Annotated in this window: 20 protein-coding genes and 1 pseudogene; 19 read left to right on the plus strand and 2 right to left on the minus strand. The window is 67.1% G+C overall.

Annotated features, from left to right (window positions below):
- Window position 1: 1 nt before the first annotated feature.
- Window positions 2-790 (plus strand): annotated as a pseudogene (locus DBO33_RS43875) (SDR family oxidoreductase); the annotation flags it as partial.
- 206 nt (window positions 791-996) lie between these two features.
- Here DBO33_RS43875 and DBO33_RS07870 read toward each other — a convergent pair.
- Window positions 997-1,707, minus strand: a complete 711-nt coding sequence (locus DBO33_RS07870; protein WP_107654435.1) for a DUF305 domain-containing protein — start codon at window positions 1,705-1,707, stop codon at window positions 997-999.
- The gene (locus DBO33_RS07875; protein ID WP_107654436.1) at window positions 1,707-2,636 is read right to left on the minus strand and encodes a DUF3105 domain-containing protein; all 930 of its coding nucleotides are present in this window, start codon (window positions 2,634-2,636) and stop codon (window positions 1,707-1,709) included. The genes DBO33_RS07870 and DBO33_RS07875 overlap by 1 nt, the downstream gene beginning before the upstream one ends.
- Window positions 2,637-2,750: 114 nt before the next feature.
- Here DBO33_RS07875 and argS point away from each other — a divergent pair, with 114 nt between their 5' ends.
- From argS to DBO33_RS07965, 18 genes are all read left to right on the plus strand, one after another.
- Complete coding sequence (gene argS, locus DBO33_RS07880; protein WP_107654437.1) at window positions 2,751-4,409, plus strand: arginine--tRNA ligase; 1,659 nt, start codon at window positions 2,751-2,753, stop codon at window positions 4,407-4,409.
- A 123-nt stretch (window positions 4,410-4,532) separates the two neighbouring features.
- Window positions 4,533-5,954 carry a diaminopimelate decarboxylase gene (lysA, locus tag DBO33_RS07885; protein WP_107654438.1) on the plus strand — a complete coding sequence of 474 codons (1,422 nt, stop codon included), beginning with the start codon at window positions 4,533-4,535 and terminating at the stop codon, window positions 5,952-5,954.
- Window positions 5,951-7,303 (plus strand): homoserine dehydrogenase, encoded by a 1,353-nt coding sequence (locus DBO33_RS07890; protein ID WP_107654439.1) that lies wholly within the window; start codon window positions 5,951-5,953, stop codon window positions 7,301-7,303. The genes lysA and DBO33_RS07890 overlap by 4 nt, the downstream gene beginning before the upstream one ends.
- On the plus strand, window positions 7,300-8,394 hold the full coding sequence (thrC, locus tag DBO33_RS07895; RefSeq protein WP_107654440.1) for a threonine synthase: 1,095 nt from the start codon (window positions 7,300-7,302) through the stop codon (window positions 8,392-8,394). The genes DBO33_RS07890 and thrC overlap by 4 nt, the downstream gene beginning before the upstream one ends.
- Window positions 8,395-8,443: 49 nt before the next feature.
- Window positions 8,444-9,409, plus strand: coding sequence for a homoserine kinase (gene thrB, locus DBO33_RS07900; RefSeq protein WP_107660065.1), 966 nt, complete (start codon window positions 8,444-8,446; stop codon window positions 9,407-9,409).
- A 287-nt stretch (window positions 9,410-9,696) separates the two neighbouring features.
- A complete protein-coding gene (gene rho / locus DBO33_RS07905; RefSeq protein WP_107654441.1) occupies window positions 9,697-11,841 on the plus strand; it encodes a transcription termination factor Rho in 2,145 nt (714 codons plus the stop codon).
- Window positions 11,842-12,559: 718 nt separating this feature from the next.
- Window positions 12,560-12,805: a 50S ribosomal protein L31 gene (gene rpmE / locus DBO33_RS07910; protein ID WP_107654442.1), complete on the plus strand. Its 246-nt coding sequence runs from the start codon at window positions 12,560-12,562 to the stop codon at window positions 12,803-12,805.
- Between the two features lie 93 nt (window positions 12,806-12,898).
- Window positions 12,899-13,969 (plus strand): peptide chain release factor 1, encoded by a 1,071-nt coding sequence (gene prfA / locus DBO33_RS07915; protein ID WP_107654443.1) that lies wholly within the window; start codon window positions 12,899-12,901, stop codon window positions 13,967-13,969.
- 31 nt (window positions 13,970-14,000) lie between these two features.
- Window positions 14,001-14,873 (plus strand): peptide chain release factor N(5)-glutamine methyltransferase, encoded by an 873-nt coding sequence (gene prmC, locus DBO33_RS07920; RefSeq protein WP_107660066.1) that lies wholly within the window; start codon window positions 14,001-14,003, stop codon window positions 14,871-14,873.
- An 80-nt stretch (window positions 14,874-14,953) separates the two neighbouring features.
- Entirely contained in the window at window positions 14,954-15,619 is a 666-nt protein-coding gene (locus DBO33_RS07925) for an L-threonylcarbamoyladenylate synthase (protein WP_107660067.1), read from the plus strand.
- A gap of 16 nt (window positions 15,620-15,635) precedes the next feature.
- On the plus strand, window positions 15,636-16,793 hold the full coding sequence (locus DBO33_RS07930; protein ID WP_107654444.1) for an MraY family glycosyltransferase: 1,158 nt from the start codon (window positions 15,636-15,638) through the stop codon (window positions 16,791-16,793).
- A gap of 11 nt (window positions 16,794-16,804) precedes the next feature.
- Complete coding sequence (locus DBO33_RS07935; RefSeq protein WP_107654445.1) at window positions 16,805-17,263, plus strand: hypothetical protein; 459 nt, start codon at window positions 16,805-16,807, stop codon at window positions 17,261-17,263.
- 249 nt (window positions 17,264-17,512) lie between these two features.
- Complete coding sequence (gene atpB / locus DBO33_RS07940; RefSeq protein ID WP_199856549.1) at window positions 17,513-18,361, plus strand: F0F1 ATP synthase subunit A; 849 nt, start codon at window positions 17,513-17,515, stop codon at window positions 18,359-18,361.
- 75 nt (window positions 18,362-18,436) lie between these two features.
- Complete coding sequence (locus DBO33_RS07945; RefSeq protein WP_107654446.1) at window positions 18,437-18,685, plus strand: ATP synthase F0 subunit C; 249 nt, start codon at window positions 18,437-18,439, stop codon at window positions 18,683-18,685.
- 5 nt (window positions 18,686-18,690) lie between these two features.
- Window positions 18,691-19,254 carry a F0F1 ATP synthase subunit B gene (locus DBO33_RS07950; RefSeq protein WP_107654447.1) on the plus strand — a complete coding sequence of 188 codons (564 nt, stop codon included), beginning with the start codon at window positions 18,691-18,693 and terminating at the stop codon, window positions 19,252-19,254.
- 19 nt (window positions 19,255-19,273) lie between these two features.
- Entirely contained in the window at window positions 19,274-20,083 is an 810-nt protein-coding gene (locus tag DBO33_RS07955) for a F0F1 ATP synthase subunit delta (RefSeq protein ID WP_107654448.1), read from the plus strand.
- A 46-nt stretch (window positions 20,084-20,129) separates the two neighbouring features.
- A complete protein-coding gene (atpA, locus tag DBO33_RS07960) occupies window positions 20,130-21,767 on the plus strand; it encodes a F0F1 ATP synthase subunit alpha (RefSeq protein WP_107654449.1) in 1,638 nt (545 codons plus the stop codon).
- 66 nt (window positions 21,768-21,833) lie between these two features.
- Entirely contained in the window at window positions 21,834-22,805 is a 972-nt protein-coding gene (locus DBO33_RS07965; protein WP_107654450.1) for a F0F1 ATP synthase subunit gamma, read from the plus strand.
- Window positions 22,806-22,815 lie beyond the last annotated feature (10 nt).

Consider the following 22,815-nt stretch of genomic DNA (forward strand, 5'->3'; position numbering starts at 1 on the left):
GATGGGCACACCGACGATCGCCGTCACCGGTGCCACCGGATTTCTCGGTGTGCACCTCGTGCGGGAGTTGCTGCGGGAGCACGCCGCACTGACCGTGCTCGCGCGCGCCGAACCGGTCTCCGTGCTGAACCGGATCGGCGGGTTCCTGCGGTTGACCGGTGCCGGTCCCGACATCCTCGACCACCTCGCCGAGCGAATCCGGGTGGTGCGAGCGGACCTGGCCGAACCCCGATTCGGGTTGCCGGAGCAGCGTTTCCAGGAGCTGGCCGACGAGCTGGACGTGATCTGGCACTGTGCGGGGGACACCACGATCGGCGCAGCGCTCGACCAATTGCGCCGGACCAATGTCACCGGTACCCGCCACGTCCTGGAACTGGCCGAGGCGGGCGCGCGGTCCCCGCTGCTCTATCACGTCAGCAGCATCGCCGTCGCGGGAGCCAGACGACACGGGACGATGCCGGAAGAACTGCTCGATGACACCTGCGGTTTCGAAAATCATTACGAGCGAACCAAATACGAGGCCGAGGTCATGGTCCGCGCGTGGGCGGCGCAACAGGCCAGACCGGTCGTGGTGTTCCGCCCGAGCATCCTGGTCACCGACCTGCCCCGCCACGCCGAACTCCCGCTGCACACACTCACTCTCGTCGCCGAGGCCTTGGAGAGCGGCATGTCCAGGTTCGGCATGTCCGATAGCGCACCCGCGCAGCGACTCCCGGTCCGGGTCCCCGGCGCCACCACCGCATCGCTGAACCTTGTCCCTGTCGACTACGCCGCCGCCACGATGGCCCGCCTCGCCCAACGGGAGCCGTCCGGCGGGATCGACACGTATCACATTGTCCACCAACGAAATACCCTGGTCACCGACCTACTGTCCACTTTCGAACGCACCTACCCGTTCGACCTCCACCTGGTCTCCCGACCCCCCACCGACGAATCCCCGATAGAAGCCGCCCTCCAAGCCCAAACCGCCTTCGCCGGCTACGCCCGCCACCACCNTCAGCTTTGCGGGAGGGGAGTGGCGCCGCGGGCGGTGAGCATGGTGGTGATGAGTTGGGCTTCGCCGCGCTGGGTTTTGTCCATGGTCTCGGCGAGGGTGCGTACGGCGGTGGTTTCGGCGTGCGCGGCGGCGTACTGGATCATCGGCAGACCGCCCTGGTGATGGCGCAGCATGAGTTGCAGGAAGCGGGTGTCGAGCTCGGGGCCGGTGGCTTGGCGGAGGGCGGCGAGGTCGGCGGGGGTGGCCATGCCGGGCATGGTGGGCATGGGGCCGGTCGCGGCCGCAGTGGTGCCGTTGTGTCCGTGACCGGTCGGCTGCTCGTGCATCCAGCCCATGTAACCGTCGATACTCTGCGCGGGCTCGCCCCACAGCTGGAGCCAGCCCTGCATGCGACCGACCTGGTTCTGCTGGGTGGTCATGATGTCGTAGGCGAGGCGGCGCACGTCGGTGTCGGTGGAGCGGACCAGCACGACGCCGGCCATCTCGACGGCCTGCGCGTGGTGGGCCGACATGTCCTGGTTGAAGCCGACGTCGACGGTGCCGGGGTCCGGTTCGGACGAGCCGTCGAGCGGCAGTCGAATCAATGTGCCGAGCGCGACGCCGATCAGGATGGCGCCGATCAGGCCGAGGACGAGCAGTGCGGTGCGCTGGCGACGGACCTGCGCACCGAGGCCGGACTCGGTGGAGTCCGGCTCGACATCGGCGGCCACTAGCTCCCGGCCCCCGGCGCGGGAGCGGGCTGACCGGGCGCAGGTTGACCGGGCACAGGCTGCCCCGGTCGCGGCGCTCCGGGCACCGGCGCGCCGGGCAGACCCGGCAGTCCGGGAACGCCGGGCACGCCCGGCAATCCACCGGGCATCTCCGACGGATCCGGCTGCAATCCCTTGCCATCCATCGGCACCGCGTCCGGTCCGGGCGGCGTCGGGTCGAACGGCGGCGGATTGTCGGTGTCGAACGCGATGGTCGAGCAGTCCGCGCCGACCTCCGGGTACGTGTAGTTGTTCAGGCGCAGTGCCGTGATGAACTGGCCGACGCGCTTGTCCTGCGCGCTGTCCAGCTTGAGCTGATGCCCCCAGGACTGCAGCGACACCGGGGTGTCCAAACCGGGATACGGCGACATGAGCGAGTACGGCTTGCCCTGCACCTTGCTCTTCAGCGAGTCCAGACCGGCGGCGTCGACCTTGTCCGGGTTGTAGGTGATCCACACCGCGCCGTGCTCGAGCGAGTGCACCGCGTTCTCCATCCGGATCGGCTTGTCGTAGACGACGCCGGTGCAGGTGGCCCAGGAGGCGTCGTGCGGTCCGCCGAACGCGGGGCTCTGGTCGTAGGCCACCCGCTGGTTGGGGCCGATGTGCAGCCCGGCCGGGTATTCCTTCTTGACCACGCCTTCGATCGAGTCCGAGGGGTCTTTGCGCTCTGCGCTGGGGGTGTACTTCTCCAGGCTGGCCTTCTCCTGGTACTTGGGTACCAGGCTGTAGGCGAGCGCACCGATGAGTGCGATGATGACTACGGCCGCGCCGATGGCCAGCCAGGGGATCTGACGATTCTTCTTGGGAAGTTGTCCTCGGCCGCCCCCTTTATGGGAGCCGGATAACTTGGCGGCGGCTTTGGCCGATTTGGCGCTGGGACTGCTCGGCATCGCTCGTTGTGCTCTCTCGACGTGATGGATCCGCGGGCTGCTGTGGGTTGCGGACGGTTCCGGCGCAGTGCCCACTCGAGGTGTACACCCGCCAAGACCATAGGATAGAGACTCGTGACTCCAGCTGACCTTGCAGATCTCCTTCGCGCTACTGCGGCGAAGGTGCTTGTCGAACGCGGACTGGACCCCGCGGTACTCCCCGACGAGGTCACTGTCGAGCGCCCCCGCAACCCTGAACACGGTGACTATGCCACGAATGTGGCGATGAAGGTCGCGAAAAAGGCAGGTACGAATCCGCGAGATCTGGCGGCCTGGCTCGCCGACGCGCTGAGCTCCACCGATGAGGTGGCCTCCGCCGAGGTGGCGGGCCCCGGCTTCCTGAACATCCGGCTCGCCGCGTCCGCGCAGGGCGCGATCATCGAGCAGGTGCTCGCCGCCGGGACCGCCTACGGCAGCTCGGAGCTGCTGAAGGGCAGCCGGATCAACCTGGAGTTCGTCTCCGCCAACCCGACCGGTCCGGTGCATCTCGGTGGCACCCGGTGGGCCGCGGTCGGCGACGCGCTCGGCCGGATCCTGGCCACCCAGGGCGCCGAGGTGGTGCGCGAGTACTACTTCAACGATCACGGCGCGCAGATCGAGCGGTTCGCCAGGTCGCTGGTCGCGGCGGCCACCGGCGCGCCGACCCCGGACGACGGCTACGCGGGCGCCTACATCGGCGAGATCGCGAGCACGATCGTGGCCGCACACCCGGAGGCGCTGTCGCTGCCGGAGGACGAGCGGCAGGAACTGTTCCGGGCCGAGGGCGTCGAGCTGATGTTCGCGCAGATTCGGCAGTCGCTGCACGAGTTCGGCACCGACTTCGATGTCTTCTTCAACGAGAGCTCGCTGTTCGAGTCGGGCGCGGTCGAGCAGGCCGTGGCGAAGCTGACCGAATCCGGCGATCTTTATGAAAAAGACGGCGCCTGGTGGATCGCCAGTTCCGAATACGGCGACGATCAGGATCGTGTTGTCATCAAAAGCGACGGCAAGCCCGCTTATGTCGCCGGCGATATCGCCTACTTCCAGAACAAGCGGGCCCGCGGTTTCGATCTCTGTATTTACATGCTCGGTGCCGACCACCACGGTTATATCGGCCGGTTGAAAGCGATCGCGTCGGTCTCCGGCGAAGATCCGGCGACCGTCGAGGTGTTGATCGGGCAGATGGTGAATCTGCTCAAAGACGGTGTCGCCCTGAAAATGAGCAAGCGCGCGGGCACCGTGGTCACCCTCGAGGATTTGGTCGAGGCGATCGGCGTCGACGCCGGTCGGTACTCGCTGGTGCGCTCCTCGGTGAACTCCAGCATCGACATCGACCTGGACCTGTGGACCAGCCAGAGCAGCGAGAACCCGGTCTATTACGTGCAATACGCGCACGCGCGGACCGCGTCGATCGCGCGCAATGCCGCCGAGTTCGAATACGACAAGGTGACCCCGGATCTCGCGCTGCTGACCTCGGACGAGGAGGGCGAACTCATCCGCACCCTCGGCGAGTACCCACGGGTGGTGACCAGCGCCGCGAGCCTGCGTGAGCCGCATCGGGTCGCGCGGTACCTGGAGGAGCTGGCCGGTACCTACCACCGCTTCCAGACCAACAAGAACCTGCGCGTGCTGCCGCTGGGCGACGACCCCGTCAGCCCCACCAACGCCGCCCGGCTGGTGCTGGTCAACGCGACCCGTCAGGTCCTCGCGAACGGCCTCGCCCTGCTCGGCGTCAGCGCACCGGAGCGCATGTGAACGGGCACAAGGACTTTCAGACGAGCGCCAGGGAGGAACTGTCGTGAGCGAGCGTAGCGAGCGAACCGAGTATGCAGCTGCCTGCGCACTCGTGACGGAGCCGAGCGTCAGCGAGGTGGAGTCGTGAGTGCGCACCCCGCCGGGCCTCGCCATGCCGAGATCCCGCACGCCCCCAATCTGCCGGAGCGCCCCCGCGATTCGCAGCAGATGATCGATCTGCCCGCGAACGTCTGGCCGCGCAACGCCGCTCGCGACGACGACGGCGTGGTGCGGCTGGCCGGTGTGCCGGTGCACGAGCTGGCCGCCGAATTCGGCACCCCGCTGTTCGTGGTCGACGAGGACGACTTCCGTTCGCGCTGCCGCGACATGGTGCGCGCGTTCGGCACCAACGCGCGAGTTCATTACGCGTCCAAGGCTTTCCTGTGCGGCGAAATCGCCCGCTGGATTCGTGACGAGGGTCTGTCGCTGGACGTCTGCTCCGGTGGCGAGCTCGCGGTGGCCCTGCACGCAGGCTTCCCCGCTGAGCGAATTGCCTTGCACGGCAACAACAAATCCGCGACCGAACTCGAGGCCGCGGTGGCCGCCGGTGTCGGCCACGTGGTGGTCGACTCGCTGATCGAGATCGAACGCCTCGAAGCCATCGCGGGCCGCGCCGGGGTGGTGCAGGACGTACTGGTCCGCGTCACCGTCGGCGTGGAAGCCCATACGCACGAATACATTTCGACCGCGCACGAGGATCAGAAGTTCGGCTTCTCGATCGCCGGTGGCGACGCCATGGAGGCGCTCGCTCGCGTCTTCGACGCGGACAACCTGCGCCTGGTCGGCCTGCACAGCCACATCGGTTCGCAGATCTTCGAGATCGACGGCTTCGAGATCGCCGCGCGCCGCATGCTGCGGTTGCTGCACGACGCCGTGGAGAAGTTCGGCGTCGACCGCACCTCGCAGATCTCGACGCTGGATCTCGGTGGCGGGCTTGGTATTTCGTACTTGCCGAGCGATGACCCGCCGCCGCTGGACGATTTCGCCGCGAAGGTGCTCGACCTGGTCGCCGCCGAGGCGGTCGCCATCGGCCTGCCGCAGCCGAAGATCGCGGTGGAGCCCGGCCGCGCCATCGCCGGGCCCGGCACGGTCACCCTGTACGAGGTCGGCACCATCAAGGACGTCTCCCTCGACGGTGGCCTGCGCAGGCGCTACATCAGCGTCGACGGCGGCATGAGCGACAACATTCGCCCGGCGCTGTATCAGGCCGACTACGACTGCCGCCTGGTCTCCCGCTCCTCCGAGGCCGCCCCCGTGGTCGCGCGCGTCGTCGGAAAGCATTGCGAGAGTGGCGATATCGTCATCCGCGATACCTGGATGCCCGCCGATGTCGGCCCCGGCGATCTGGTCGCCGTCGCCGCGACCGGTGCGTACTGCTACTCGATGTCCAGCCGATACAACCAGCTGACCCGCCCTGCGGTCGTCGCGGTGCGTGACGGACAACCGCGACTCATTCTGCGCCGGGAAACGGTGGCGGACCTGCTCAGCTTGGAGGTTGATTCATGACGGATCTCGCTCGGAACACCTGGGGGAGAGATCAGCCGATCGGCGTCGCGGTCCTCGGCATGGGCAATGTCGGCACCGAGGTCGTGCGGATTCTGCGTGACCATTCCGAGGACCTGCGCTCCCGCGTCGGTGCGCCGGTAGTGCTGCGCGGCGTCGCCGTGCGCAATCCGGACAACGATCGAGGCCTGCCCGCGCACCTGCTGACCACCGACGCCGACGCCCTGGTCGCCCGCGACGACGTCGACATCGTGGTCGAGGTGATCGGCGGCATCGACCCGCCGCGGCGCCTCATCCTGGCCGCGCTGAACGCGGGCAAATCCGTGGTGACCGCGAACAAGGCGCTGCTGGCCGACTACACCGGCGAACTCGCCGCGGCCGCCGAACGCAACCGCGCCGATCTCTACTTCGAGGCCGCAGTCGCGGGTGCCACCCCGGTGGTCCGCCCGCTGATCCAGTCGCTGGCCGGTGACCGCGTCAACCGGGTCGTCGGCATCGTCAACGGCACCACCAACTTCATCCTCTCCGCGATGGACGAGACCGGCGCCGACTACGAGGTCACCCTCAAAGAGGCCACCCGCCTCGGTTACGCGGAGGCCGACCCGACCGCCGACGTGGAGGGCTACGACGCCGCCGCCAAGGCCGCCATCCTGGCCTCGCTCGCGTTCCACACCCGGGTGACCGCCGCCGACGTCTTCCGCGAGGGCATCTCCAAGATCAGCGCCGAGGACCTGGAGACCGCGTCCGCGCTGAACTGCACGGTCAAGCTGCTCGCTATCTGCGAGCGGGTCGCCGCGGGTCCGGGCGAGCCGACCGTGGCCGAGGGCGGCAAGGAGCGCGTCTCGGTGCGCGTCTACCCGGCGCTCGTGCCGCGCAAACACCCGCTGGCCGCGGTGAGCGGCGCCTTCAACGCGGTCGTCGTCGAGGCGGAGAACGCGGGCAGGCTGATGTTCTACGGGCAGGGCGCCGGCGGCGCACCGACCGCCTCCGCGGTGCTCGGCGATCTGGTGATGGCCGCGCGCAACAAGTTCTACGGTGGCCGCGCTCCGGGCGAATCGGTTTATGCTGAGCTACCGATCGCGCCGATCGGCGATACACCCACCCGCTACCACGTGAACCTGCAGGTAGCGGACCGCCCCGGGGTCCTGGCCGCGGTGGCGGGTGAATTCGCCAAGCACGGGGTGAGCATTTCGACCGTCCGCCAAGAGGGGCACGGCACGGGTGCTCGCTTGGTCGTGGTTACCCACCACGCCGTGGAATCAGCGCTCGCGGACACCGTTGCCGCTTTGGCGGAGATGGAATCCGTCACTTCGATTACCAGCGTTCTTAGATTGGAAGGCACCGAAGAATGAGTACGACTGGCGTGGCGCCGCAAGCAGGAGTGCACTCCCGCTGGCCGGGTCTGATCGCGGCCTACCGCGACCGGATCGCGGGTGCGGCCGAGTGGGAGCCGGTCACCCTGTACGAGGGCGGTACGCCGCTGGTGCCCGCACCGCATCTGTCCGAATTGACCGGATGTGATGTATATCTCAAGGTCGAGGGGCTGAACCCGACCGGCTCGTTCAAGGACCGCGGCATGACCGTGGCGATCACCGACGCCAAGTACCAGGGCCAGCGGGCGGTGCTGTGCGCCTCCACCGGCAACACCTCGGCATCCGCGGCGGCCTACGCGACCCGGGCAGGCATGACCTGTGCCGTGCTGATCCCGCAGGGCAAGATCGCCATGGGCAAGCTGGCGCAGGCGGTCATGCTGGGCGCCAAGATCATTCAGGTGGACGGCAACTTCGATGACTGCCTGGAGCTGGCGCGCAAGGTCACCTCGGACTTCCCGAGCATCGGCCTGGTGAACTCGGTGAACCCGGCCCGCATCGAGGGGCAGAAGACCGCGTCGTTCGAGATCTGCGATGTGCTCGGCAAGGCGCCGGACGTGCATGCACTGCCGGTGGGCAACGCGGGCAACATCACCGCGTACTGGCGCGGCTATCGCGAGTACTACGCCGACGGCATCACCACCCAGCTGCCGCGCATGCTCGGCGTGCAGGCCGCGGGGGCCGCGCCGCTGGTCAACGGCGCCCCGGTGAGCAACCCGGAGACCATCGCGACGGCCATCCGGATCGGCGCACCCGCGTCCTGGAACGGCGCGATGGCGGCCAAGGAGGAGTCGGGTGGCGCCTTCCGCGCCGCCACCGACGACGAGATCCTGGAGGCCTACCGTCTGATCGCGGCGACCGAGGGCGTATTCGTCGAGCCCGCGTCGGCGGCCAGCGTCGCGGGCCTGCTCGCCGCGCACAAGGAGGGCTGGCTGGACTCCGGCCTGACCGTCGTGTGCACCGTCACCGGCAACGGACTCAAGGACCCGGACACCGCGCTGCTGGGAATGCCGCAGGTCCAGGCGATTCCGGTCGACCCGGTCGCGGTCGCCGCCGAACTAGAGCTGGCCTGAGTTGGATTCGCGCGACGGCCAACTGTCGGTGCGGCCACGGACCGCCAGCATGAATCGCACGCTGCCCGCCGGTCTTTCGGTGACCGCGCGGGTGCCCGCGTCCAGCGCGAACCTCGGTCCCGGGTTCGATTCGCTCGGCATGGCATTGGGGATCTACGACGAGATCGACGTGCGCACTACCGATTCCGGGCTCACCATCCGGGTCGAGGGTGAGGGCGCCGACGACGTCCCCTGGGGCCCTTCGCATCTCGTGGTGCGCGCGATCGAGCGCGGACTCGAGTCGGCGGGGGTCTGGGCGGACGGGCTCGAGGTGGTGTGCCGCAACGTGATTCCGCATTCGCGCGGGCTCGGTTCCTCGGCCTCGGCCGTGGTGGGCGGGCTGGCCGCAGGCTGCGCCATCGCGGCGAAGTTCGATCCGGCGCTGGCCACCTCCGCTGACCAATTGGTGCAGCTCGCAGCGGAATTCGAAGGTCATCCGGACAACGCGGCGGCCAGCGTGCTCGGCGGCATCGTGGTGTCCTGGACCGAGACCGATCGCGCCGCCGACATCGGCCGGGACGGGGTGCCGGTGGCCGAGCATCACGGCCGGGTCTACCGGGCCGTGCGGCTGGACGCGCATCCGTCGCTGCGGCCGATCGTGCTCATCCCGGAGGAACGCTCCTCGACCGCGCACACCAGGGGTTTGCTGCCCGAGGTGGTGCCGCACGGCGACGCCGCGTTCAACGTCAGCCGGGCCGCGCTGGCGGTGGTCGCGCTGACCCAGCGGCCCGACCTGCTGATGCCCGCGACCGCTGACCGGTTGCATCAGGCTCAGCGCGCACCCGCACTACCGCTGACCACCAGCTGGATTTCCCGGCTGCGGGCGGCGGGTATCGCGGCTACCGTCTCGGGGGCGGGTCCGACCGTACTGGCCCTCGGTACCAGCGAATTCCCTGCCGAACTCCGTGAACTCGCGGCGATCGACGGGTTGCGCGTCGTCGAACCAGGACTGGCCGATGGAGTCCTGATCGACTGACGGCGCGTCTGGCTTGCCGAGATTCCCAATGGGCAGCTATCCTGAGCGAGTCCGTACATCGTGCGCATCAGACGCCGGTGCTTCATCAGGGCAATCGCTCCAGCAGGCTCCAGGCTCGAGCCTCCAGGCCATGGGGGTGCTGCGTAGCTGCGCAACTGGAATGATCTCTCCCACCTCACACCACCGGTGGCGAAGCGGACGGACGCATCCGAGTCCGGCAGAATGCCCGGACTGCGGGACGAACCCTCGAAACAGCACACGGCAATCGGGGGAAGGAAAGGATTTCCGTGACAGATACGGACCTGCTCGCGACACCCGGGGTGGAATCCAACCCAACATCTCCGGGGGACCGCGAAAGTGACTCCGGACAGATTTCGAAGATGAGCGAACAAACCGACGTCGCACGATCGGGGCTGACTGGAATGTTGTTGCCGCAGTTGCGCGCGCTCGCGGGGGAGCTCGGTATCCGAGGCACCTCCGGAATGCGCAAAGGCGATTTGATCGCCGCCATCAAGGAAAATCAGGCCGGAAAACCGGTTAAGGGTGAAAAGCCCGAAGGGGGACAGGCCAAGTCCGCGGTTTCCGCCAAGGCCGATACACCCGATAATTCGGAAGCGCCGGCCAGTCGGCCTGCGTCCGCTCGGGCAGAGCAGGGCACCCTCGACGTGGCGACCGCCCCGGCGAAGGAGACTCCGGTCGCCGAGGCAGCTGCCCCGGTGAAGGAATCCGCTCCCGCGAACTCGGCCCCGGCCGAGGCCCCCGCGGCCGGCACGGCCGAGTCCACCGAGGATTCCGGCCGTGAGGCTGGTCAGCGTGGTCGTGGTCGGCAGCGGCGCGGCCGTGACCAGGCGCGATCCGGCGGCGGCGAGACCGCGACGGCCGATGCGCGTGGTGACGAGCCGAAGCAGGATGCCGAACAGGGCGAGCGGCGCCGTGAGCGCAACCAGTCGGGCGAGCGCAATCAGGGCGAGCGCAACCAGTCCGGTGAGCGCAATCAGGAGCGCGGTCAGTCGGGCGAGCGCAATCAGGGTGAGCGCGGCCAGTCGGGCGAGCGTGGTCAGGGTGAGCGCGGCCAGTCCGGTGAGCGCAACAACCAGAACGGCAACGGCGGCAGCAACGCCGGCGGCCGGAACAACGACCGCAACAACGCGCGCAACAACAACGACGACGACGAAGAAGGCGGTCGCGGCAGGCGGGGACGCCGATTCCGCGAGCGGCGTCGTGGTCGTGACCGCGAGCCGGGCACCGGTGGCGGCGAGGCCCGCGAGCTCGAGATCCGCGAAGACGACGTATTGCAGCCGGTCGCGGGCATCCTCGACGTGCTGGACAACTACGCCTTCGTGCGGACCTCCGGTTACCTGGCCGGCCCGAACGACGTCTACGTCTCGATGAACCTGGTCCGCAAGAACGGCCTGCGCCGCGGTGACGCGATCACCGGTGCGGTGCGCGCCCCGCGCGACGGCGAGCAGAGCAACCAGCGCCAGAAGTTCGATCCGCTGGTGCGGCTCGACACGGTCAACGGTGGTGAGGTCGAGGCGGCCAAGCGGCGCCCCGAGTTCAGCAAGCTCACCCCGCTGTACCCGAATCAGCGGCTGCGGCTGGAGACTCAGCCCAACAAGCTGACCACTCGCGTCATCGACCTGATCATGCCGATCGGTAAGGGCCAGCGCGCCCTGATCGTCTCGCCGCCGAAGGCCGGTAAGACGACGATCATGCAGGACATCGCGAACGCCATCGCCATCAACAACCCTGAGGTCTACCTCATGGTCGTGCTGGTCGACGAGCGTCCGGAAGAGGTCACCGACATGCAGCGTTCGGTGAAGGGTGAGGTCATCGCCTCCACCTTCGACCGGCCGCCGTCAGACCACACCTCGGTCGCCGAGCTCGCCATCGAGCGGGCCAAGCGACTGGTGGAGATGGGCAAAGACGTTGTGGTGCTGCTCGACTCGATCACTCGATTGGGCCGCGCGTACAACAACTCCTCGCCCGCCTCGGGTCGAATCCTGTCCGGTGGTGTCGATTCCACCGCGCTGTACCCGCCCAAGCGGTTCCTCGGCGCGGCGCGCAATATCGAGAACGGTGGCTCGCTCACCATTATCGCGACCGCGATGGTGGAGACCGGTTCGACCGGTGACACCGTCATCTTCGAGGAATTCAAGGGCACCGGTAACGCGGAGCTCAAGCTGGACCGCAAGATCGCGGAACGGCGTGTGTTCCCCGCGGTGGACGTCAACCCGTCCGGCACTCGTAAGGACGAGCTACTGCTCAACCCCGACGAGGCCGCGGTGCTGCACAAGCTGCGCCGCGTACTGTCCGGCCTGGACTCGCACCAGGCGATCGATCTGCTGATCGACCGTCTGAAGAAGTCCAAGAACAACCTGGAGTTCCTGATGCAGGTCAGCAAGACCGCGCCGGGCGCTCTGGACGAGTAGGTTCGCCAGTTGTCTTGCCGAAAGGGCCTCGCTACCGCGGGGCCCTTTCGGCGTTTGCGGGCAGAAGAACATGAGACCGATGATCGCCGCGCCGCTGATCATGAAACCCAGAATGATCGCCGAGGTGCCCACCGCACTCCCCTCCGGAGCGGTGTTCGGAGCCTCGTAATAGACGGCGATTTCCGGTGCGGCCGTGGTCGTGGTGTCCGGAAGGGCACACCAGCCGACCACGACAGCGAGAATCAACAGACCGAAAATCGCCGACGCGACTCGGATGCTCACAAGTTCTCCCTTCGGGTCACGGCACGCCACTGTGCGGCTTCGAGCGTTCAAACGCTCCTTACGCCTCGAGCGCCGCTCCCGCGAGCGCTCCTGCGGCCTCGAACGTTCGCTGTCACGAGCGCCCTGTGCTGAGGTCTCAAACTCTATGAACGAAACTGTTCGCATTCCTGAGTAGCCGACTACCCGTCTTCAGGCTTCCTGAGACAGCGGCAAAGCGCGTGCCCGGACTTCCTTGGGCGGTGGCGTCAGGGGGAGTACCTAGGGCGGGAACAAACCACTTGCCGGGGGCGTTTTGGGAGCGTAGGGACTGTTCTGGCATACTGAACGGTCGTTGCGTCTGCTCTGTTTCGAGCAGAGCTCCCGCCTAGTCGGCTCCGGTTCACGTTCCCGCGATTCCCGCGCGAGCGACCCGGCGGCCAATATCGAGAGGACACCCATGAAGGCAGGAATCCACCCGACGTATGTCGACACCACGGTCGTCTGTGGTTGCGGCAATACCTTCCAGACTCGCAGCACCAAGGAGTCCGGACACATCAACGTCGAGGTCTGCTCGCAGTGCCACCCGTTCTACACGGGCAAGCAGAAGATCCTCGACACCGGCGGCCGCGTGGCCCGCTTCGAGGCTCGCTACGGCAAGCGCGCGGGCAAGAAGGCCGACGCGGACGACGCCGCAGCCAAGTAGCTTCCTCGCCGACGCCCGGTCCTGCTCAGCAGGCCGGGCGTCGGTGTTTTGTATGGCGTCCTTTCAAAAGGGAAATCAGAAAGAGGAAGCATCGTGACGCAACCGTCCGCGATCGACGACATTCTGGCCGAGCACGCCGGGCTGGAGACGCAGCTGTCCGATCCGGCGCTGCACGACGATCCCGGCGCCGCGCGCCGGGTCGGTAAACGATTCGCCGAGCTCGCGCCGATCATGGCCACCTACACCAAGCTGAAGTCCGCGCGCGACGATCTCGCCGCCGCGCAGGAACTCGCCGCCGACGACGCGTCCTTCGCCGCCGAGGTGCCCGAGCTGGAGCGCCAGGTCGCCGAGCTGGAGCAGACCCTCGCGGATCTGCTCGCCCCGCGCGACCCGCACGACGGCGACGACGTGGTGCTCGAGGTGAAATCCGGTGAGGGCGGCGAGGAATCGGCGCTGTTCGCCGCCGACCTGGCCCGCATGTACGTCCGCTACGCCGAGCGGCACGGCTGGAAGGTCGAGATCCTCGGCGTCACCGTGTCCGACCTGGGTGGGTACAAGGACGCGACGCTGTCGATCAAGAGCCGCGACGCCGCGCGCGACGGCGTCTGGTCGCGCTTCAAGTTCGAGGGTGGCGTGCATCGGGTGCAGCGCGTCCCGGTGACCGAATCACAGGGCCGGATCCATACCTCGGCCGCCGGTGTCCTGATCTATCCGGAGCCCGACGAGGTGGAAGCGGTGCAGATCGACGAGACCGACCTGCGCATCGACGTGTACCGGTCCTCGGGCAAGGGCGGCCAGGGCGTCAACACCACCGACTCCGCCGTGCGCATCACCCACCTGCCCTCCGGCATCGTGGTGACCTGTCAGAACGAGCGGTCCCAGCTGCAGAACAAGGCGCGCGCCATGCAGGTGCTCGCCGCGCGGCTGCAGGCGCTCGCCGAGGAGCAGGCCGACCAGGAAGCGGCGGCCGGCCGGGCCAGCCAGATCCGCACGGTGGACCGCTCCGAACGCATCCGCACCTACAACTTCCCGGAGAACCGGATCGCCGATCACCGCATCGGGTTCAAGGCGCACAACCTGGATGCCGTGCTGGACGGCGACATGGACGCCCTGCTCGACGCGCTCGGCAAGGCGGATCGTGAAGCCCGAATGGCAGCGGAGTAAACAGGTTTCGGGCAGAGTCGAGCACATGTCCATGACCCGTGTAGCGCTGCGCCCCGCCGTCAACGATGCCATCGAGACGCTGCAGGCGGCCGGGGTGCCCAGTCCGCGCGCCGACGCCGAGCACCTCGCCGCGCATGTGCTCGGGGTCGAGCGCAGCAGGCTGATGATGACACCGCTCATCGGGCCGGACCAGTTGACCGAGTATTCCGCGCTGGTCGACCGGCGCGCGCAGCGAATTCCGTTGCAGCACTTGACCGGAACCGTGGCGATGGGCGAGATCGATCTCGCGGTCGGTCCCGGCGTCTTCGTGCCGCGCCCGGAGACGGAGCTGCTGTTCGCCTGGGCGCTGGCGCAACTCGAGGCGCTGCCGCACGATCACGCGCCGATCGTCGTCGACCTGTGCACCGGCTCCGGCGCGCTGGCCCTGGCCATCGCGCACGCGCGCCCCGACGCCGATGTCCGTGCGGTGGAACTCGATCCGGGTGCCCTGCACTGGGCCCGCCGCAACGCCGATCAGTGCATCGACAACGGTGACACCGCGATCACCCTGTACGCCGACGACGTCACCGATGCGAACCTGCTGGCCGAACTCAACGGCCGGGTGGACCTCGTGGTGGCCAACCCGCCCTACATTCCGGACGGCGCGCCGCTGGATCCCGAAGTCGCCGACCATGATCCGCACCTCGCCCTCTTCGGCGGCCCCGATGGCCTGGACGTCATCCGCGGCATGATCCCCACCATCACGCGTCTGCTGCGCAGCGGCGGCGCCACCGCGATCGAGCACGACGACTCCAACGGCTCGGACCTCGCCGCGCTCCTGGGCAAACAAGGTGAGTTCACCGACATCGTCGAGCACCCGGACCTCGCGGGAAAGCCGCGCTTCGTCGCCGCGACCAGAACCTGACGCGGGCTAAATCCTGAAGTCGCGGAGTGGCGGGGGAGCGGATGGTGGCTCCTACTGGTCGCCGTGACAGGATGATCGTCGTGAGTACCGTCTACGACTGCGCGGATCCCGACACGCGCGCCGCCGGACTGACCGCAGCCACCAGCGCCCTGAAGTCCGGGCGACTCGTCGTGCTGCCCACCGACACGCTCTACGGCCTGGCGGCCGACGCTTTCGATGCCACCGCCGTGAGCGAGCTGCTCGCGGCCAAGCGCCGTGGCCGGGACATGCCGGTGCCGGTCCTGGTCGGCTCCTGGCACACCATCGACGGCCTGGTGTTCTCGGTGCGCCCGCAGGCGCGCGAGCTGATCCGGGCGTTCTGGCCCGGCGGCCTGAGTCTCGTTGTGCAGCAAGCCCCTTCGCTCGCCTGGGACCTCGGCGATACCCGCGGCACGGTGATGCTGCGGATGCCGCTGCACCCGGTCGCGCTGGAGCTGCTGCGCGAGGTCGGCCCGCTCGCGGTCTCCAGCGCCAACGTCTCCGGCCAGCCGCCCGCCAAGACCGCCGCCGAAGGCCGCGACCAGCTGGGTGAGCTCGTCGGCGTCTACCTCGACGGCGGCCCCGCCGACCACGCCGTCGCCTCCACCATCATCGACCTGACCGCCGACCAGCCGCGCATCCTGCGCGAGGGCGCGGTCCCCATCGGCGACATCGCCGACGTGCTCGGTATGTCGCCGGAGGCGCTGACCAGCGCCGCCACCCGATGAGCGGTGGGTGCCGCGGATGACCGGTTCGGGTGCCGTCGTTCCCCTGCGGGAGCTACTGCTCGTACTGCTCATCTCCGCGGTCGTCACCTTCCTGGCCACTGGCGGAATCCGGGTGCTCGCCATCGGGTTCGGCGCCGTTGCGGTGCCGCGCGAACGTGACGTGCACGTCAAGCCGATTCCCCGGATGGGTGGTGTCGGCATCTACGTCGGGGTGGTGGCGGCAATGCTGTTCGCCCACCAACTGCCCGCGCTGCGCAACGGTTTCGATTACAGCCCGAACATCCCCCTCGCGGTGCTGGTCGGGAGCACGATCATTGTCGCGGTCGGCATCGTCGACGACCGCTGGGGCCTCGACGCGCTGACGAAGTTCGCCGGACAGGTGACCGCAGCGGGTGTGATGGCTGTCATGGGTTTGAGCTGGTACAGCATCTACAACCCGTTCAACAACACCACGGTCTTTCTGGACGCGCTGCAAGGCGGTCTGATCACCGTGGGGGTCACCGTGACCCTGGTGAATGCGATGAACTTCGTCGACGGACTCGACGGACTCGCGGCCGGTTTGGGTCTGATCGCCGCGGTCGCGGTGTTCGTGTTCGCGCTCGGCTTGATGAACGATCAGGGCGGCTCGGTCGACACCTACCCGCCCGCCCTGCTTGCCGCCGCGTTGGCCGGCGCCTGTCTCGGGTTCCTGCCGCACAATTTCCAGCCCGCGCGAATATTCATGGGCGATTCCGGCTCGATGCTGATCGGCCTGGTGCTGGCCGCGGTGTCCACCAGCGCGTCGGGCCGCATCCCGCTGCAGGGTTTCGGCACCCGCGACATCGTCGGTCTGCTCTCGCCGCTGCTGCTGGTCGGTGCGGTGATGTTCATTCCGGTGCTGGATCTGGTGCTGGCGATCGTCCGGCGGGTGCGGGCCGGTGTGAGCTTCTCCACTCCGGACAAGATGCACCTGCACCACCGGTTGCTGCAGATCGGGCACTCGCATCGGCGCGTGGTGCTGCTCATCTACTTGTGGGTCGGGATCCTCGCGTTCGGCGCGGTCGGCACGGCGCTGATGAACCTCACTCTCGTCGTCTTGCTGGTGGCAGGCGGACTGGTCTTCGCCCTCGTCGTGACGGCCATTCCGGGCCTGCGCCGCGGGGAGGCCGCAGAGGACGGACCACCCGCCGGGTAAGGTTCGCGAATGTGAGCTTCACTCCTACGCCCGTTCCCGGTCCCGACGCCCCGCTGAAGGCGGCGCTGCGCTACGGCTTGATCGGGCTCGGCGTGCTGGTCGTGCTGTCCGTCGCGATCGGTGCCGCGGCCGCGGGTCTGCCCGGCCTGTGGGGTGCGCTGATCGGCTCGGCGATCGGCGGCGGCTTCATCCTGACCACTGCCGCGGTGGTGTTGTTCGGCGCGAAATTGCCGCCGACCACGGCGGGCATGGTGATGCTCGGCAGCTGGGTCGGCAAAATGCTGGTGGCCCTTTTGGTCATAGCAATACTGAATCAATTCGATTTTTATGACCGAATGGTCCTTTTTCTTACCGTGATCGGCGCGCTGGTCATCGTGCTCGGGGCCGAGACGTATGGCGTTGTCCGGCAGCGCGTTCCGTACGTGACGGTGCCCGATACGGCGCCGGATTCGCCCCCTCGGGAAGATTGATCCCCACCCACCTACACGCTGTCGTAGATAACTTGGTAAAGTGTTGGTAAGCAAGCAACCAAGCGAGGGGGGATCGCCAAGATCCCTCCGAGTGCCGCTATGCTTACTGCCGTGCCGGGCTCTGAGGGTTCCGGTTCTGCATGTCGACGATGTCGCCGACACACGTACAGACGCCAGGTGGAATCAAAACCCGCCGCACAGCTGCTGACGAACTTCGAGCCGACCTGAGTCGACCCAAATTGATCGTCAATGTCCGATCGAACCGTGGGATCAACCGAACCCACGGCCCGAACACGGGAGAGAACGCTGAGCGTCACCACTTTGGCGGGCGAGTTCCACGCGCCATCGCTGTCCGACTTCTTCCCTCCAGCGCTGCTGTTCGAGGGTACGCCGTTCGAAATCGATCGTTTGATGGGTATCCGGCTCCTGATGACGGCGGTGCTGGTGATCGTGATGGTCCTCGCATTCCGGAATCCCCGCATCGTCCCGCGCGGGCTGCAGAACGTCGCCGAAACCGGTCTCGTCTTCGTCAAGGAACAGATTTCCGACGAAGTTCTGGGTAAGGAATCCGGCCGCAAGTTCTTCCCGCTCATCGCGACGGTCTTCTTCACGGTCCTGTTTCTGAACTTCTCCGGCATCATTCCCGGGTTGAACATCTCCTCGAACGCCCGAATCGGCATGCCGCTGGTACTGGCCGCTGTGGCGTACATCGCGTTCAACTACGTGGGTATCAAGAAGTACGGATTCCTCAAGTACATGCGCAGCAGCATCGTGGTGCCGAATGTGCCGCCTGCCCTGCATCTGCTGCTGATTCCCATCGAGTTCCTCTCGACGTTCATCCTGCGTCCGTTCACCCTGATGGTCCGACTCATGGCCAACATGCTGGCCGGACATATCATGTTGGTGTTGTTCTTCAGCGCTACCTGGTTCTTCCTGTTCGACGCCGCTGCCTGGATGAAGGTGTTCTCGCCGTTCTCGCTCGCGGCCGGCCTGGGCTTCACGCTCTTCGAGATGTTGGTCATCTTCCTGCAGGCCTATGTGTTTGCGCTGCTGACCGCCGTTTACATCGGACTCGCGCAAAACGCGGATTCACACTGACCTGCCTGACTTACCGGAAAACCTGCTACACCTCGCCGACCGGCGGGTGTGCAACAGAAAGGGAATGGAAGACTCATGAGCCTCGCGTACCTGGCCCAGGAAGCCGCAACCACCTCTGAGAAGGTCAAGGGATACGGCGCCATCGGCTTCGGTCTGGCGGCTATCGGCCCCGGCATCGGCGTCGGCATCGTCGTCGGTAAGGCCATCGAAGGCATCGCCCGTCAGCCCGAGCTGCAGGGCCAGATCCGGACCACCATGTTCCTCGGCATCGCGTTCACCGAGGCGCTTGCCCTGATCGGCCTCGTCGCCGGCTTCATCTTCTGATTCCGATGAACGAGTTCTCTGTTCTCGCAGCGGAAAGCGGAGAGGATGTGAATCCTCTTATCCCCGAGACGTACGACATCGTGTGGTCGATTGTCTGCGTCGCGATCATCGCGGTCCTCTTCTACAAGTACGTGATCCCGCGTCTGATGAAGACGCTCGACGAGCGCACCGACAAGATCGAAGGCGGCATCAAGCGCGCCGAGATCGCTCAAGAAGAGGCCCAGCTCACGCTGCAGCAGTACCAGCAGCAGCTGGCCGAAGCCCGGCTCGAGGCCGCACGCATCCGTGAGGAAGCGCGCACCCAGGGCCAGCAGATCCTCGCGCAGATGCGCGCGGACGCACAGGCCGAAAGTGACCGCATCGTCGCCGCGGGTCACAGCCAGCTGGAAGCACAGCGCCAGCAGATCCTGACCGAACTGCGCACCGAACTCGGCCACACGGCCGTAGATTTGGCCGAAAAGATTATCGGGCAGTCGGTTTCGGACGAAGCTAAGCAGGCGGCGTCGATCGAGCGGTTCCTGACCGAACTCGACGACGAGTCGAAAGCCGGCATCGGGGTCGGAAGGTAGCGACGCGAAAGTGAGAAGCATGTACGCAGCGAGCCGCGAGGCCTGCGCCCGGTCTCGGGAGGCGCTCAGGGCCGCTCTGACCGGAAGCGACAGTGTCGCGGCAACGACGGGGTCCGAACTGTTCGCCGTTGTCGCCGTGCTGGACGACCAGCGTTCGCTGCGTGTTGCGCTCGCGGACGTGTCGGTGCCCGGCTCGGCCAGGGCCGAGCTCAGTGAGCGGGTCTTCAACGGAAAGGTCAGCCCGGCCACCTTGGCCGTGCTGACCACCGCGGTGGCCCAGGACTGGTCCCGGACCGCCGACCTGGTCGACACCCTGGTGTTGCTCGGGCAAGAGGCGTTGCTGGAGTCGGCGGCCGACAGTGGCCGGCTCGACGCGGTCGAGGACGAGCTGTTCCGGCTCGGCCGGATCATCAGCGACAACCCCGAGCTGGAGCAGGCCCTTTCCGACCGGACGAAGCCGGCCGAGGCCAAGCGGGAACTGGTCGATCGCCTGCTCACCGGCAAGACCGAATCCATCACCCTAACCCTGGCTGAGCAAGTGGTGACCAGGCAGAAGACGGCAGTCGGGGTGGCATTCGACGAACTGTCCGACCTGGCCGCGGCCCGCCGCGACCAGATCGTGGCGCACGTGCGCGCGGCGATCGAACTGTCGGCGCAGCAGCGCGAGCGGCTCGCCGCCTCGCTGCATCGCATCTACGGCAAGCCGGTCCAGGTGCACGTCCAGGTCGACCCGAGTCTGCTGAGCGGGCTCGTCGTACACGTCGGCGACGACGTCATCGACGGCAGCGCCATCGGCCGACTGGAACGGCTGCGTCGGTCCCTGACCTGACGTCCCCCCACCCCCCGACATTCGACACAGCGAGAGCAGGAAGAACATGGCGGAGCTGACGATCTCCTCCGACGAGATCCGTAGCGCGATCGAGAGCTACACGCAGAGCTACACCCCCGAGACCTCCATCGAAGAAGTCGGTGTGGTCACCGACACCAGCGACGGCATCGCGCATGTCAGCGGCCTGCCCTCGGCGATGGCCAACGAACTGCTCGAGTTCCCGGGTGGCGTGCTCGGCGTGGCGCTGAACCTCGAGGACCGCTCGATCGGTGCGGTCATCCTCGGCGAGTACGCCGACCTCGAAGAGGGCCAGCAGGTCCGCCGGACCGGCGACGTGCTCTCCGTCCCGGTGGGCGACAACTTCCTCGGCCGCGTGATCGACCCGCTCGGCCACCCGATCGACGGCCTCGGCGAGATCGAGGCCGAAGAGCGCCGCGTGCTCGAGCTGCAGGCCGCGACCGTGCTGGAGCGTCAGCCGGTCGAGGAGCCGCTGGCCACCGGCATCACCGCCATCGACGCGCTGACCGCGATCGGCCGTGGCCAGCGTCAGCTGATCATCGGCGACCGCAAGACCGGCAAGACCGCGGTCTGCATCGACGCGATCCTGGCGCAGAAGGCGAACTGGGACTCGGGCGACCCGGCCAAGCAGGTGCGCTGCATCTACGTGGCCATCGGCCAGAAAGGTTCCACCATCGCGGGCGTCAAGACCGCGCTGGAGGCCCGTGGCGCGCTGGAGTACACCACCATCGTCGCGGCCCCCGCGTCGGACTCGGCCGGCTTCAAATGGCTTGCGCCGTACACCGGTTCGGCCCTCGGTCAGCACTGGATGTACCAGGGCAAGCACGTCCTCATCGTGTTCGACGACCTGACCAAGCAGGCCGAGGCGTACCGCGCCATCTCGCTGCTGCTGCGTCGCCCGCCGGGCCGCGAGGCGTACCCGGGTGACGTCTTCTACCTGCACTCGCGTCTGCTGGAGCGTTGCGCCAAGCTGTCCGACGAGATGGGCGCCGGCTCGATGACCGGTCTGCCGATCATCGAGACCAAGGCCAACGACATCTCGGCGTTCATCCCGACCAACGTGATCTCGATCACCGACGGTCAGGTGTTCCTCGAGTCCGACCTGTTCAACAAGGGTGTGCGCCCGGCGATCAACGTCGGTACCTCGGTCTCCCGTGTCGGTGGCGCGGCCCAGACCAAGGGCATGAAGAAGGTCGCCGGTTCGCTGCGTCTGGAAATGGCGCAGTTCCGCGAGCTGGAGGCGTTCTCCGCCTTCGCCTCCGACCTCGATGCCGCGTCGCTGGCGCAGCTCGAGCGTGGCGCCCGCTGGGTCGAGCTGCTCAAGCAGGACCAGTACTCGCCGGTTCCGGTCGAGAACCAGATCGTCTCGATCTTCCTGGTCGACGCCGGCTACTACGACTCCGTTCCGGTCGCCGACATCCGTCGCTTCAACAACGAGCTGCTCGAGCACCTGCACCGGGTTGCGGGCGACGCGTTCAAGTCGATCGAGGGCGGCAAGGTCCTCAAGGACGAGGCGGCCGACCAGATCAAGTCGGAGACCGACAAGTTCAAGCAGGGCTTCCTCGCCTCCGACGGCAGCCGTGTGGTGAACGAGGCCGAGGCGGCCGATCTCGAGCACGAAGAGGTCGAGACGCTGTCGGTCACCCGCAAGCACGTCGAGAAGTGACCCAGGTTCGGGACTGATGCGAGTTATTCGTGGTACCGATACGAATGAAGGGAGTGTGAACCGCTGATGGCAAGTTTGCGTGAATTGCGCTCCCGCATTCGTGGTGTGAATTCGATCAAGAAGATCACCAAGGCCCAGGAGCTGATCGCGACCTCGCGAATCTCCAAGGCACAGGCCAGGGTTGCCGCCGCCAAGCCGTACGCCGAGGAGATCACCAAGGTCCTCGGCGAACTGGCGAACGCGTCGCAGAACCTGACCCACCCACTGCTGACCGAGCGCGCCGAGCCGCGCCGGGCGGCGGTGCTGGTGATCACCAGTGACAGCGGCATGGCCGGTGGCTACAACTCGAACGTGCTCAAGCGGGCCGAAGAGTTGATGCACACGCTGCGTGGCGAGGGCAAAGAGCCGGTGATCTACGTGATGGGCAGTAAGGGCATCACGTACTACACCTTCCGTAACCGTCCGCTGGTCGCCGCGTGGCACGGGTTCTCGCAGCAGCCGAAGTACACCGATGCCTCGGAGGCGTGCCACCACCTGGTGGACGCCTTCATGGCAGGCGCTGACGGCCAGGTGCCCGCTCCGGACGGATCGGGCGAGATCGCAGGCGTCGACGAGCTGCACATCGTGTACACGCGGTTCGTGTCGATGTTGACGCAGACCCCGGAGGTGCGCCGGTTGGCGCCGATCCAGGTCAGCTATGTCGACGAGAACTTCGACATGGGTGAGGACTTCGTCTCCGATTCGCCCACGGCGGATGTACACGCGCAGTACGAGTTCGAGCCCGACGCCGATGTGCTGCTGGCGGCCCTGCTGCCCAAGTACATCAATACGCGTATCTACTCATCGTTGCTCGAGGCAGCGGCATCCGAGTCCGCGGCTCGGCGCACCGCAATGAAGGCAGCCACCGATAACGCCAACGAACTTGCCACGGATCTTTCCCGGCAGGCGAACTCGGTGCGGCAGGCCCAGATCACGCAGGAAATCAGCGAAATTGTCGGCGGCGTAAACGCGCTGGCTTCGAGCTCGGACCGCGACTAAGCGCAGGAAG

Origin of the sequence: Nocardia suismassiliense (assembly GCF_900269665.1) — a bacterium.
GTDB lineage: Bacteria > Actinomycetota > Actinomycetes > Mycobacteriales > Mycobacteriaceae > Nocardia > Nocardia suismassiliense.

Bases quoted from the DNA above. Each gene is read 5' to 3' on its own strand.
- DBO33_RS07875 (WP_107654436.1), bottom strand. From the start codon at position 2,636: ATGCCGAGCAGTCCCAGCGCCAAATCGGCCAAAGCCGCCGCCAAGTTA.
- DBO33_RS07890 (WP_107654439.1), top strand. From the start codon at position 5,951: ATGACGGATCTCGCTCGGAACACCTGGGGGAGAGATCAGCCGATCGGC.
- thrC (WP_107654440.1), top strand. From the start codon at position 7,300: ATGAGTACGACTGGCGTGGCGCCGCAAGCAGGAGTGCACTCCCGCTGG.
- thrB (WP_107660065.1), top strand. From the start codon at position 8,444: ATGAATCGCACGCTGCCCGCCGGTCTTTCGGTGACCGCGCGGGTGCCC.
- rpmE (WP_107654442.1), top strand. From the start codon at position 12,560: ATGAAGGCAGGAATCCACCCGACGTATGTCGACACCACGGTCGTCTGT.
- prmC (WP_107660066.1), top strand. From the start codon at position 14,001: ATGACCCGTGTAGCGCTGCGCCCCGCCGTCAACGATGCCATCGAGACG.
- DBO33_RS07930 (WP_107654444.1), top strand. From the start codon at position 15,636: ATGACCGGTTCGGGTGCCGTCGTTCCCCTGCGGGAGCTACTGCTCGTA.
- atpB (WP_199856549.1), top strand. From the start codon at position 17,513: ATGTCCGATCGAACCGTGGGATCAACCGAACCCACGGCCCGAACACGG.
- DBO33_RS07945 (WP_107654446.1), top strand. From the start codon at position 18,437: ATGAGCCTCGCGTACCTGGCCCAGGAAGCCGCAACCACCTCTGAGAAG.
- DBO33_RS07950 (WP_107654447.1), top strand. From the start codon at position 18,691: ATGAACGAGTTCTCTGTTCTCGCAGCGGAAAGCGGAGAGGATGTGAAT.
- DBO33_RS07955 (WP_107654448.1), top strand. From the start codon at position 19,274: ATGTACGCAGCGAGCCGCGAGGCCTGCGCCCGGTCTCGGGAGGCGCTC.
- atpA (WP_107654449.1), top strand. From the start codon at position 20,130: ATGGCGGAGCTGACGATCTCCTCCGACGAGATCCGTAGCGCGATCGAG.
- DBO33_RS07965 (WP_107654450.1), top strand. From the start codon at position 21,834: ATGGCAAGTTTGCGTGAATTGCGCTCCCGCATTCGTGGTGTGAATTCG.